The following is a 13,841-nucleotide window of genomic DNA, read 5'->3' as shown; positions in this document are numbered from 1 at the left end:
GCGCTCTCCTCGGCCCCCGGCAACCACCTTCAACGGCGCCGCGGCCGGCCGGGTGACCTTGTTCAGGACCTCGTTCTTCGGCCCGAAGGCCTGCACGCGGCCATTGGCCATGACCAGCACCTGGTCGAGGCTGGCCAGGGCGCTGGGCCGATGCGCCACGACGACGGCAATGCCGCCCCGCGCGCGCACGCCCTGGATCGCCTCCGTCAGCGCCGCCTCGCCCTCGGCATCGAGATTGGAATTCGGCTCATCGAGGATGACCAGGAACGGATCGCCGTAGAGCGCGCGGGCCAGCGCCACACGCTGCCGCTGACCGGCCGAAAGCGCCGAGCCCGCTTCGCCGATCCGCGTTTCGTAACCTTCCGGCAGGTGGACGACCAGATCGTGCACGCCGGCGGCGCGCGCGGCCGCCAGTATCTTGTCCGAAGGCGCCTGCGGCTCGAGGCGCGCTATGTTTTCGGCAATGCTGCCGTCGAACAGCTGCACGTCCTGCGGCAGGTAGCCGATATGCTTGCCGAGCTCTTCCGGCGACCATTGATCGAGCGTCGCGCCGTCCAGCCGGATCGCCCCGCGCGCCGGCTGCCAGATTCCTGCGATCGCCCGCACCAGCGAGGATTTGCCCGACGCGCTCGGACCGATGATGCCGAGGCCCGCACCCTTCTCGAGCGCAAAGCCCGCGTCCTGCACGACGAGCCGGCGCTCGCCGGGCGGCGTCACGCTGATGCCTTCGACAGCGAGGCCAGACGCCGGCGCCGGCAAGGAGACGCTGGTCGAGGTCTCGGGCAGCATGGCCAGAAGTTGCGCCAGCCGCGCCCAGGCCTGCCGGGCACTGACGAAGTTTTTCCAATGCGCGATCGCCAGCTCGATCGGCGCTAGCGCCCGCCCCATCATGATGGAGCTCGCGATCATGATGCCGCCGGTCGCTTCCTGATGGATGACCAGCCAGGCGCCGATCGCCAGGATGCCCGATTGCAGCATCATGCGCAGGATCTTCGAGATGGTGCCGAGCGTGCCCGCGACATCGCTCGCCTTGGCGTTGGTGCCGAGATAGTCGGCATTGATGCCCGCCCAGCGTTCGGCGATGCGCGAGCCGAAGCCCATCGCCTGCAGCACCTCGACATTGCGGCGCGTCGCCTCGGCAAGCGTGTTGCGCAAGGCGGCCTGGCCGTTGGCCTTCTTGGCCGGCTCCCGCGTGCGGGCCTCGGCGAGCAGCGTCAGCCCGAAGAGGATGATGGCGCCGCCCAGCGCCGTCATGCCGATCCAGAAATGGAACAGGAAGCAGATGCCGAGATAAAGCGGCATCCATGGCAGGTCGAACAGCGCGGTCGGTCCGGCGCTGGAGAGGAACGAGCGGACCTGGTCGAGATCGCGCAGCGACTGCAAGCCGTCGCCCACAAGCTTGGTGCGCAAGGGCAGCCGCATCAGTGCCGCGTAGACCTTGCCGCTCATGCGCTGATCGAGCGCCATGCCGATGCGCACCAGGAGCCGCGAGCGGATCAGCTCGAGCACGCCCTGGAAGGTGAAAAGCATGGCGGCGAAGATGGCGAGCCCGACCAGCGTCGGCACGCTGCGACCGGGGATCAGGCGGTCATAGACCTGCAGCATGAAGAACGAGCCGGTCAGCGCCAGTACGTTGACGACACCGCTCATCAGCGCCACCCCCGAAAAGGCGCGCTTGAACGAGGACAGCACCGCCGCGAGCGTTGCCCGCGGCGGCTGGGTTGGATTGAAAAGCGTCGTTGCCGTCACCTGACTTCCAGTTCAATTCAAGCGGCGACGAACTGGAAGTCGTCCTGATGCAGGTTCGACATCGCAAAATTCTTCAACGTCAGAACGTTACCGGCGTCCCGCGTGATAACAGTGTCTGAGCCAACCTGTGTCGCCGCGGCCAGCACGGCGGCGAAGTCGGCGAAGACATTGGTTGTAAAGTCGATGACGTCCTCTGACCCTGCTCCTGCGGTGAAGTCGGTGATTGTATCGTTGCCGAAGCTTGCCTGGAAGATGAACGTGTCGCTGTCCGCTCCGCCGCTCAACGTGTCGTTGCCTGCTCCGCCATTCAGCACATCGACCTCACCAAATCCGTATAGCGCCTCCTTTGAGCTGCCACCGGTGAGCGTGTCGTTGCCTGCGCCGCCGACGATTGGCAGACCGCCGGTCAGGCTGATCGTGGTACCGTCGCCATAGACCAGCGTCTCGACCTGGTAGGAGGTGGACGCCCAGTAGTACTGGTTGACAAGCCTGATCTGGTCGCCGCTGACGCCGTCGCTGATCAGAAGGTCGGATCCCGAGACGTTGAAGGTCACGTTGGCCGCCGTCAGTCCGGCGCCGAGTTGAATGGTGTCGGTGCCACCGCCGGTATCGTAGACAGTGTCCGAGCCGTCGCCGGCGTTGAACACATAGGTGTCATTGCCGGAGCCGCCGTCGAGAGTGTCATTGCCCGCTCCACCGGTCAGCGTGTCGTTGCCGCCATTGCCGTTGAGCGTATCGACGCCTGCGTTGCCGGTCAGCGTGTCGCCGAAGCTGGTGCCGTTGAGCGTGTCGTTGCCGGCGCCGCCGAAGATCGGCAGGCCACCGGTCAGGCTGATCGAAGTGCCGTCGCCATAGATCAGCGTCTCGACCTGGTAGGACGTCGAGTAGACATAGTACTGGTACGCCAGCTTGATCTGGTCACCGGCGCCATAGGTGATTAGCAAATCGTTGCCCGAGACGTTGAAGGTGACGTTGGCAGCGGTCAGCCCGGCGCCGAGTTGGATCGTGTCGGTGCCGCCATTCTCGTTGATCGTGTCGGAACCATCGCCTGAGTTGAACACAAAGGTGTCGTTCCCGCTGCCGCCGTTGAGCGCGTCGACCCCGAGTCCACCATTGAGTGTGTCGCTGCCAGCATTGCCATTGAGCGTATCGGTGCCCGCGCCGCCGGTCAGTGTGTCGGCGAAAGCAGTGCCGTTGAGCGTGTCGTTGCCGGTTCCGCCGACGATTGGCAGCCCACCGGCCAGGCTGATCGAAGTGCCGTCGCCATAGATCAGCGTCTCGACCTGGTAGGACGTCGAGTAGACATAGTACTGGTACGCCAGCTTGATCTGGTCACCGGCGCCATAGGTGATTAGCAAATCGTTGCCCGAGACGTTGAAGGTGACGTTGGCAGCGGTCAGCCCGGCGCCGAGTTGGATCGTGTCGGTGCCGCCATTCTCGCTGATCGTGTCGAAACCATCGCCTGAGTTGAACACATAGGTGTCGTTCCCGCTGCCGCCGTTGAGCGCGTCGTTGCCGATGCCGCCATTGAGTGTGTCGATGCCGTCGTCGCCATTGAGCGTATCGGTGCACGCCCCGCCGGTCAGTGTATCGCCAAACCTCGTGCCGTTGAGCGTGTCGTTGCCGGCGCCGCCGAAGATCGGCAGGCCACCGGTCAGGCTGATCGAAGTGCCGTCGCCATAGATCAGCGTCTCGACCTGGTAGGAGGTGGAGTAGGCATAATACAGCCGTCACACCGGCACCCAACTGGATTGTATCGGCGCCACCGTTCTCGTTGATCGTATCGGTCCCATCGGCGGCGTTGAAAATATAGACGTCGTTGCCGCTGCCGCCGTTGAGCGCGTCGATCCCGATGCCGCCGGTCAAGGAGTCATTGCCCGCACCGCCGTTAAGCGCGTCGTTGCCAATGTCACCAACGATCGTGTCGGCGCCGTCGCTGCCATTGAGCGTGTCGTTGCCCACGGCACCGATCAATGTGTCGGCAAAGTTGGTGCCGTTGAGGATATCATCTGCGGCACCGCCAACGATCGGCAGGCCGCCGGTTAGGCTGATCGAAGTGCCGTCGCCATAGACCAGGGTCTCGACTTGATTGGAGGTCGAGTAGACGTAATGCTGGTATGCCAGCCTGATCTGGTCGCCGGCGCCGTAGGTGATCAACAGGTCGTTGCCGGAGATGTTGAAGGTCACGTTGGCGGCGGTCAGCTCAGCGCCGAGCTGGATGTTGTCGGCAGCCCCGCTGCTGTCGTTGATCGTGTCGGAGCCGTCGCCGGGGTTGAAGACATAGGTATCGTTGTCGCTGCCGCCATTGAGCGCATCATTGTCGACGCCGCCGCTGAGCGTGTCATTGCCATCGCTGCCATTGAGCGTGTCGGTGCCCGCCAAGCCATATAGCATCTCATTTCCGTTGCTCCCGTTCAGCGTGTCGTTACCGGCGCCGCCGACGATCGGCAGACCGCCGGTCAGGCTGATCGAGGTGCCGTCGCCATAGACCAGGGTCTCGACCTGATAGGAAGTCGAGTAGGCATAATACTGGTATGTCAGCCTGATCTGGTCGCCGGCGCCGTAGGTGATCACCAGGTCGTTGCCGGAGACGTTGAACGTTACGTTGGCGGCCGTCAGCCCGGCGCCCAACTGGATGGTGTCAGCGCCGCCGCTCTCGTTGATCGTGTCGATACCATCGCCGGAATTGAAGACAAAGGTGTCGTTGCCGCTGCCGCCCTTGAGCGTGTCGGTGCCGGCACCGCCGTCGAGCGTGTCGTTGCCGTCGCTGCCATTCAGCGTGTCGGTGCCCGCAGCGCCGGTCAGCCTGTCGGCGAAGTTGGTGCCGTTGAGGGTGTCGTTGCCGGCATCGCCGACGATCGGCAGGCCACCGGTCAGGCTGATCGAGGTGCCGTCGCCATAGACCAGCGTCTCGATCTGCGATGACGTGGAACCCCAGGAATATTGATACATGATCCTGATCTGGTCGCCGGCGCCGTAGGTGATCAACAGGTCGTTGCCGGAGATGTTGAAGGTCACGTTGGCGGCGATCAGCCCGGCACCCAGTTGGATGTTGTCGGCAGCCCCGCTGCTGTCGCCGATCGTGTCGGAGCCGTCGCCGGAATTGAAAACATAAGTGTCGCCGCCGCTGCCGCCGTTTAGTGCGTCATTGTCGACGCCCCCGTTGAGCGTGTCATTGCCGTCGCTGCCATTCAGCGTGTCGGTGCCCGCAGCGCCGGTCAGCGTGTCGGCGAAGTTGGTGCCGTTGAGGGTGTCGTTACCGGCATCGCCGACGATCGGCAGGCCACCGGTTAGGCTGATCGAGGTGCCATTGCCATAGACCAGCGTCTCGATCTGCGATGACGTGGAACCCCAGGAATATTGATACATGATCCTGATCTGATCACCGCTGATGCCATCGCTGATCAGCAGGTCATTGCCGGAGACGTTGAAGGTCACGTTCGCGGCAGTGAGCCCGACGCCTAGAATGAGCCAGTCGCTCCCGCTGCTGTCGCCGATTGTATCGGAGCCATCGCCGGAGTTGAACACATAGGTGTCGTTGCGGGCGCCGCCGTTGAGTGCGTCGTTGCCGATGCCGCCAATGAGCGTATCGTTGCCGTTGCTGCCTGCCAGAGTATCGTTTCCGCCGTAGGCCTCGATGACAGCAGCGGCAGTGGCATTCAAAGTCTCTCCATCATCCGTTCCATCGACCTCTGCAAGATCGAATGCGTTCAAAATAGTTGATCTATCAATGTCGCTGAAGAAATTTATTATCACTGCCGGTAGGATCGGTATTTCCTTTCTGAATACCGCAAGCAACGCGACCGCATCTGAATCTGATCCCAAGTTTTCGCCGCGAAATTTTTCGATGACCTGTAGCGCCAAGCGACCGAAGTCCCCATCTATTTGATCGGTCAGAGGATTGACAAAAATATTCATGAACGGAGCCAGCGCACCAAGGTCTGCCTCGGATCCTTCTCGTGCGATGATCGACCAAGCCGCCTGCGCAAGGAAGCGAGCGGTGTAATAGTCCTTCACCTCCGAATACGATTCCATTAAGGCCACTGCGTTCTGCGCGGTTGGTTCACCAACCATGACCGAGCTGGGGGCCAGGAAGTTTCCTGCGACACTGTAGTCCTGGCCCATGATCTTTTGCAGAAAGGCCAGTGCTGGCGCGGGCAATATTGAAGTCGGATCGGGAGGAGGTTGATTTCCCAGGTCGCTTAGGGACAGCACAGCCCGCCTTCCACCTGTTCCACCTCCTCCGCCAAAGGTAATGGTCGGCAACGTGGCATTCAGCATTACACCGCTGAGGTTGCCGCTGAAGAGCGGAGGTAGAGCCAGATTATTGGCCGCCAGCCACTCCTGGAGTTTCGCAGGGTCCACGCTTTCCATCGAGAACACGTACCCCTTGGGTTGGGGCGGGGTGGGCCCACTGCTGCCAGGCGCGACGATGTGTACCTCAAGGTATTCGGCCAACTCATTGGCGTCATAGGCGAAGTTTACATAAAGATTTTCCACGTCCCCCATCCAACGGACGCCTTCGACACCGGCCCAATCGAACAGAAGATCGTCCATGCCGGCCAGGAATTCGTCAAAGTCGCCGCCACGGGCGGTCTCGATCGCAGCCTCGGCCTCCGCTTTCAGGGAGTCGTCCTGTGTCATGGCGGCCCAGAGGCCAGGGACGTCCCCATAGCCGGCGAGTTTCGGCAGGCTGTATACGTCAGCGTCGTATGCGAAGTTCTCCGGCAGTACGTAACGGCTTTGAAACTGTGAAAGTGTGAAAGCGACCTCTGCCGATTGTGTTTCGGCGCCGTCGCTCCAGGTGACATGGCTCGTGCTGAGAATCCGATTGCCGCTTGGCGTTGCAGTCGAAGGGGAAGTCTCAAGACTGAGAGCCGTAATGCCGTAGTCCGTCAGGGAACGAAGTTCATCCGGCGACGACGAACCATCGCCGTTAGCATCGCGCCATACCTGCAGGGAGAGAAATGCGGCATCGCTGGCATCGATGACGTTGTCGCCATTACCGTCGAGATGGCTGAGTTCCTCGAATCCTTGCGAGTTCTGCGAGCCGAACAATTCGGCAATATCATCAACGCGTCCGTTTCCATTCTCGTCCAAGACCAATAGGCCGTCATCCGGTCGAACCCAGCCTGTCAGTTCTGCGAAGCCATCGCCATCGAGGTCGAAATAGGCCGTTGATGTGTCAAAGGCTGTCAGTTCGATTCCATCCCTGTCCAGATCGATGACGAGCGGATCGCGAGGAGGTGGATTGAACAGTCTTGCGAGATCAGCGTACCAACCGGGAAGATCGTCGCGAACCTCAAGATCCGTCAAGATCTTGTCGAGTAGTTGCGCGCCGTTGGAAACAGCGTCGATGACGCCGGCAACCGCCCAGGCAGTTGCGACGACGGCCGCGGCGGCCACGGAGATTTCGCCCACGACAGCGATTACCACGGTTATCGCCATTGCACTGAGAACCGCCGATATGCCGTAGTTGACAATCACCTCCGTCAGATCGCTCCAATCCCCGGTCCGGCGGCCGGTTTTGATGGCGTCATATGCTAAGTTGAGAAACTCAACCGTATCGCCAAGGAGACCCCCGCCCACCCCGACAAGTGTGCTGTTATGAATTGCTGCCATCCGATTAATGGTAGCCTGGTCGAAGTGAGACAGATCGTTCGGCAGCATGTCAGAGGGGACACTGGACAACAGATCCGAGAACTTCGAAATGGCTTCCATTGCGTTGTTAAATAGATCAACGTCAAGATTATTGGCCTCTAGTGCGACAAAGTTTGAAATATGGTACGAGAGGATTTCATTTAGCTTCGATTGTACCCCAAAACTATTCCTAACTTCAAAATTCGCGGCAATGCTGATCTGTGTTATGGCCGTGCTCGCCTTGAGCATACCTGCCAGATCATCGTGGTATCCTCCTGATTGATCCAAACCAAGCTGAACCGCAGAAATCTGAGACAATTTAGCGTCGTATTGATCGGTATTTAGGTATCCCTTCTGAAAAGAAAGCGTGACAAATGAGCTTATCGAATTGAGTCGCGCCTGCAGATTATGGTCCTCTCCATCTGTTATCGTCCTGCTCAGCCCGCTGATGTGTGCTTGCAATGAGGTGGCACTGACGGCCAAGTTATCATAAGCGTCGGCGAGAGTGTCCGCATAGACCGCAGTGCCCGCTACGCCCAAAGTCTGGCCTTCGAAGGTGACAAGCCCCTGACTCACTTGTGTCGCGAAGTAATGGAGTTTGTATACTTCCGATATCTTCTGATCATTTGTCAGATTAGATTCAAGAACTTCAAAAATACTGCGGGTGAGAAACTCGGTATAGCCCGGGTGATCGCCTGTGTGAATTACGCTGCCAAAACCGCTGTCGTAGTAGACATTGCTTCCGTCTGCATTCGTGAGCGCCCGCACATAGGCCGCAACTTCGGGGTCGCTGAAGAGCGCAATCTCGTTGCCAGCCATATCCATTGTGAAGTTAGTGCCAGTTACAGCAAGTAACTGCTGCAGAGATTCTGCAATTCGTGGGTCATCAAACAATTTTGTTGGAAAAATATGGTGTATCTGGAACGCAAAAGGTATCGCCATGACATGCCCGCTTGGACGATATCAGTCAGTTTCAACAATACGGCAGGTGCGAAAACCGAAAACTCTTCCCATTTTTGCCGCCCGTAGTGCTTGGGTTAGCCGGTCGCTCAGAAAGAAAATGCGGATCAAGGGCGGACTTACCCACAGATCAGGGCCATCGAGCGCAGCCGGGCTGACCGCCACATCATCGTCGGGAAGATAGGATCGCACGAGTAGTTTCCCGGATCCGAGTTTAGTGACCTCTCGTGAAGACTCAGCCAGAAAAGCATCTTTGCGCTCGCCGATATTGAGGCAAAAATACTCGCCCTCCACAGGCGTCTTGCGGTCATGCTGGAGGAGCTTGATCGGATAGAGCGAGGAATGACCGAGATCGAATTGCCGCAGCACATCGGCACAGGCCGCCGAAATCACCACCGCGCCTGCGGCAAGAACTAGATCCGCCTGCTTGCCTTCTTTCTTGTCCGGATACTTGGCGAATATCTCCTTCGGGAAATGATCGGCCGACATCCGTTCGCCGGTTTCGTTCAACTCCGCCATCTGACCGAGACGCATTCCGGTCGGCAAAGGATCCGCCGTGAACCCTTTGATCCGCGTCGAGTCCATGAAGGCGCGACTGGCCCAGACTCTTGGGCTATGAAGCTTCGTCATCGTGGCAATATCTCCCTGACCTATGTCTTCGCACCTACGCATAGCTCAATCCTGAATACGGCCAAGGCAAAATTACTACCGCGCAGCCCACAGCGAGGCGCAGATTGGATGCTAGGTTTCAGAGGATCGCGCGAAAACCGCACTATCCTTGGGATCAGGCATGTCGGGTATGGCTCAGCAGCACTATCTGCCGGTACAATTTGCCTCCAAACGAGTTCTATGGTTCGCCGCAGATACCTGCGAACTATGATCCACGAGATGGCGAACGGCCCATCGCGTTAGCGCAGCAAGACCTAGCGTCAAGCGCCGCGCCAGACGCTATGAAACTTCGCCGCCTCAGTTTGGTCGCAGATGTCGCCCCTCCACCCCACAATCAAACCGGTAACATATTCGTGATCGCTTGTTAAGTGTTTTGTGAAAGGAAAGAGCCGAAGTCATCTTTTCTTTTGGAATGGCACGAAGAGCATACACAGTTATATACTGATTCCATATATTACTTATCGCTAATTTCACGTTGACAAGCGTTGACTTCCCTCGCAATTTCTCTTGAAGAACCTCGGAGTACCTATAACAACGTTTCTTGACGGTTGGCCTTCACAAGCCAGATGTGATGAGATTGCGAAACGGCAGCCAGTAATATCGAACAACTTGCCGCGCCCCCCCAATCGTGCTTGTTGAAGAGCACCCGTACAAGCAGAACTAGAGTGATCGTTCTGCTTGGAGAGTGGCAGGGTCGATGTCACCCGTGGGGCACTTCTTGCTTGCCGGGTCCAATGACCCGGCACTGCAACGATCTAGGAATTCTAGGAGTATGTGAGATACCGTTGGAAACGCTCGCGGCCACCACGGATAGACGGAGCCTTAGTCCCGATCCTATCAAGGCGAACCTTCCAATTGTGTTCCTGAGGGGGCGGACGATCATCGCAGACACAATCGACGCGCTGCGTCAGTCGGACCCACGCCGCCGCGCAACTTCAGCTTCTAAACACTAAGGAGTGCCACCCAACTTGGCGAGGCACTATGGAATCCGTCCCACGTTCAAGATGGCTTGCAAGGCAGGACTCTCTTCTACCCCGGCTCCTCGCTCTCACTGCCGATATAAGCACCCGCAATTCCGGCTGAGGCGCGACCAAGAAAGTTCGAAAAGCTTCCATGAACCCCAGCCAACGAAATATCCAAGCAGAACAATGCCTTAGATGAAAACATGGTCTCCGGACCGTGGTTACATCACATTTGCAACACGCTCTCACCTAAGCCCTTGTTTTCCGTGCATTGCAAAACATTCCCGCTCACACGGAATGGCCGTGATGTTCTCGGCACGTTCTTGATTTAGCAGGCACTAACGGGTCTGTGAATCCTGTCACAGACGCTCCTGGCGCGTCGGCCTAGCTTGTGCAGCGGTGAAGGGAGTGCCCTGATGCTTGTGAACCTTCCTATGCTTATGAACCTTCCTCTTGTCGTAGCTGGTCCCGTTGTCGATTGGTTTGGTCGCCGAGCCGATCAGAGGGCGCTATTGAAGGCAACTGACGATCTGAGCGACTCACCGGACGACATGCTCAGCGACATGGGGATTTCCCGCGACGACATCGAGACCGCGCGCTGGCGGTCCAGCCGGAGAGTGAGCTGACAGAAAGCCCGGAAGCCGGATGCTAGCCCTGCTCCGGTGCACATCGCCATCGCTCCCATGCGAAGCGCCCGCTGCGTTGCCGCAGCGAGCGCTCCAGTGGTCCCCGCATCCCTCGCAGCCAAGACGGTACGCCTCGGTAAGTGGGATCATAAGCGCGCCCTAGTTGAAGCGCTGCATATTCAGATTGCGTGACATTTCTGCCACTAGAGACAGGAAGGCCGGAGCCGGCATTCAACCGTAATGGAACTTCGGCTTTGGCTCGGTGCCCTTGAATTCAACGCCTACGCGATCACTCTTGCGCCATCGAACAACAGTCCTGTAGGCGATCCCATCAACTGGTACGCAAAGCAGGCATTTATGGTCTGGCCCGAGCCGTTTCACCAGTGCGGCAACGTCCAATACCGCCGACCGCCGGCAAGTGAGGCAATAGACAGAAAGACCCGTCCCGGCCTCCAGCTTTTGCCGAGTGTGTCTTCCGTGAAGGGAAATTTCATTGTCATGGCGATCCTCGCAAATTGGGATCGCCGCACCGGTGAGGATTATTCCTGATCGCCGGGGCGATTGCCAAAGAGGTTACGCGATCACACCATGTCCTTTTGAGGTAGAAATTAGCTATCTTGCATATGCGGCGGACCACTAGTCGCTAGGCCGGCGCCGGGCTCTCAGGCAATTCTCCCCCACGAGAAAAGGCGCCGGTCACCTTAGCCCGCCGCTGGGTGTGGGGGCACACCGAGCGGCGGGTTATAGGATTGCCGAATACTGGCATGCTTCTTGAGGAAGCCAGCGCCCACGCTGCCGCGCATCAAGTTGTCGGCAATCCATTCGGCAAAGAATTCTGCCCCGCGTCCGCTCAATGCCGCGCCTTTAGAAAATGAGCCTCTCGAAGCAGCGCATTCCAATCGGTCCCGATCAACTCGATCAGCTCGCGCGCTTGCTCTTCGGAAATCTCTACCTCTCTGGCCAATCGGCTGGCCGGGATCTCATCGGAGCGTCGCTCAAGTCCCCATCGCCGGTGTCTTCGTTCATGGAACCTCCTGCCTTTCCAACTACCGAAAGGCGGACAGGTTCAGGCTTGGATGGAAAATTCTGAGCGGCGCGGAGTGCTGCATGTCGATCAGCCCCTTTTCGCTGAATTTCGGCTTATTAGGAGATGCGCATATACTTCTTTGCCGGCATGGCGTTCCCGATAGGCCCTGCCGGCCAAGGCCCGGTGGCCACCCCTAAGCCACACCCAAAGGCTACCGGGCCGCCACCCGCCATCTAGGCGCCTCAGCTCGCCCGGGACGGACGCAAAAGCCCGCTCGCCTTGGGAAGTCGAACGGACCGTTGCTCTTATGCAGGCGGCTCGGATGCCGGGGACGAACCGTGCCGCCGCTTACCCTCGCGTATGTTCCAACAGCAACGCAAGTCTTTCCGGCTGACGCCTTCCACAGCTGAAGCGGCTTCCTCGGCGGCGATTCAGTGTATTGCCGTAGCTGCGACCAGGATCAGCCCATCGCGGCGAAGACGATGACGGCGACCATAGTGATCTCAAAGCCGTTTCCGCCATTGCCTATTTTCTTGTCGGCCATGGTTCATTGGCTTTCCGCTTGGAGCATCGCTCAAGGGCGACAACCCATCAGACCCCCGTGCTTGAACATGGCCCGTTATCTGGCGAGGGCAGAAGCGCACCGTCATTCAGAAATGATGTAAGTGGAGTGGCATCTAGTCGCCGTTTTAGCGGGCCAAGCCGCCCCTACGGCGCTCCATCGCTTCGCTCAGAAGGTGAAACAAGCTATCGAACTCCTCGTATATCTCTTTGGGCGCGATGCCCTGACGCCCGGCAGTAGCCAGGAGTTCGACGACAAGATGGCAATGGCCCCTGGGTTTCGGTGCTCACGTTTGGCAGATGTTCTGCCATCCATCGGTCCAGAAATTTCAAAGCCCGCGCGCTCATACTGAGGAAAATCTGGCCGCTACCTTCGGGTCCTTCCTCGAAATCCGTCGCATGCAAGAACCCGCTCGTTTGAGGGGGACGAGCGGGCTCCATGCTTTGAGACGGCACGGATAGAATGCGAGGTCGACCCGTGCCGTCGCGACCATGATCGCATGCCCGTTGAGATGTTCTATTCAGACAGAAGTCGTAGAGACGGACACTTTGGTCCCTGTGCTGAAACCTTCGCGTCGCTGCATCATTTGATAGAGCCGGCGAGCATGTGTCCCTTCGTTCGGCGGCATGAGAGAGTGGATAGATGCCCGCCATCCCGTTGCCTGGGATGGCGGGCATCTGTTTTGTTGTCCTATCTTTGGCCGATTGAACTTGTGCATGTCGGGGCGAAAAAACAGGTCACCTAAAGCTGTGATAGGCCTCGAAATTCATAAGTGGGGTCAACGGCCCTAGCAATCGTACTGGAGAACCGAATCCCTCTTGCCCGTATACCAATCGTGCGCACCGGCCTCGCCCGCAAAGACCCTTGCATTTGCTTAACATATTAGTAGATGCTAATCTAGATGTTGACGTGGTCACGCGAGGGCGACTATGCATCAGGTCAGCACGCGAGAACGCGCAGGGCTGGCGAGCATTGTGGTCACAGCTGCGGCCCTCAATGGTGGTCTAGCCCTGGCGCATAGCCACAGTAGCAGCTGGACGTATCCACCTGCCTGTTGCCATGGCGATCCCATCACCGGAGAATGCGGCAAGATCCCCGCCATCGCCGTGACGCCGCGGCCTGACGGGTATGTAATCATCCTTCGACCAGGCGATCACCACAGAGTCACTCACCAAAACCGATACTTCGTTGCTTACGACGTGGTCATTCCGTCTGGCGACGACAATTTCCACATCTGCCTTCATCCGACCGAAGAAGACGAGAATTGCTTCTTCGCGCCGGCCGACGCGATGTGAGCCCTGTATCGCCTAAAGGGAGCCGGGATAGCGAAACGGGTTCATGCTCGTCGACAATACCCGCCATGAAGTTGGCGATCATGCGGGAAGCTAGGGCCTCACGCTGCTCCGTAGTTTGGCCATCATATTTCAAACCATCGAAGACCCAGGCCGGAAGTTCCAGCTCAGCCGGATTGAAAATTCCCGCTTCTACTGCTCTTTTGCGGACCGCCACGGCGGTGAACTTCTACCATCGAGGAAATCCTGCAGTGTCGCATGACGAAGCGCGTGCTCCCCGCGAAGGAATTTCACCCAGCCGGTGATGCCCGGCTTAACCCATTCGACATCGTCGGCGAAGGCGCTCGGCACCCG

3 protein-coding genes and 4 pseudogenes are annotated in these 13,841 nt (G+C 58.8%); 1 reads left to right on the top strand and 6 read right to left on the bottom strand.

Annotated elements, in window-relative coordinates:
• Window positions 1–18: 18 nt before the first annotated feature.
• The 6 genes and pseudogenes from P9254_RS18425 to P9254_RS18405 all read right to left on the bottom strand — a co-directional run.
• Window positions 19–1,650: pseudogene (locus P9254_RS18425) on the bottom strand (type I secretion system permease/ATPase); the annotation flags it as partial.
• 116 nt (window positions 1,651–1,766) lie between these two features.
• Window positions 1,767–3,224: a calcium-binding protein gene (locus P9254_RS18420; RefSeq protein WP_442920330.1), complete on the bottom strand. Its 1,458-nt coding sequence runs from the start codon at window positions 3,222–3,224 to the stop codon at window positions 1,767–1,769.
• A 42-nt stretch (window positions 3,225–3,266) separates the two neighbouring features.
• A pseudogene (locus P9254_RS29115) lies at window positions 3,267–3,335 on the bottom strand (hypothetical protein); the annotation flags it as partial.
• A gap of 238 nt (window positions 3,336–3,573) precedes the next feature.
• Window positions 3,574–5,667: pseudogene (locus P9254_RS29110) on the bottom strand (beta strand repeat-containing protein); the annotation flags it as partial.
• Between the two features lie 2,685 nt (window positions 5,668–8,352).
• Window positions 8,353–8,979, bottom strand: coding sequence for an imm11 family protein (locus P9254_RS18410; RefSeq protein ID WP_156751114.1), 627 nt, complete (start codon window positions 8,977–8,979; stop codon window positions 8,353–8,355).
• Between the two features lie 1,858 nt (window positions 8,980–10,837).
• Window positions 10,838–10,957 (bottom strand): annotated as a pseudogene (locus tag P9254_RS18405) (PilZ domain-containing protein); the annotation flags it as partial.
• A gap of 2,167 nt (window positions 10,958–13,124) precedes the next feature.
• Here P9254_RS18405 and P9254_RS18400 point away from each other — a divergent pair.
• Complete coding sequence (locus tag P9254_RS18400; protein WP_278056013.1) at window positions 13,125–13,490, top strand: hypothetical protein; 366 nt, start codon at window positions 13,125–13,127, stop codon at window positions 13,488–13,490.
• Window positions 13,491–13,841: the final 351 nt, after the last annotated feature.

Origin of the sequence: Mesorhizobium sp. WSM4983, from assembly GCF_029625765.1 — a bacterium.
Taxonomy (GTDB): domain Bacteria; phylum Pseudomonadota; class Alphaproteobacteria; order Rhizobiales; family Rhizobiaceae; genus Mesorhizobium.
Note: the sequence above shows the minus strand (reverse complement) of the source record. Positions and strands in the feature narration are given on the sequence as shown.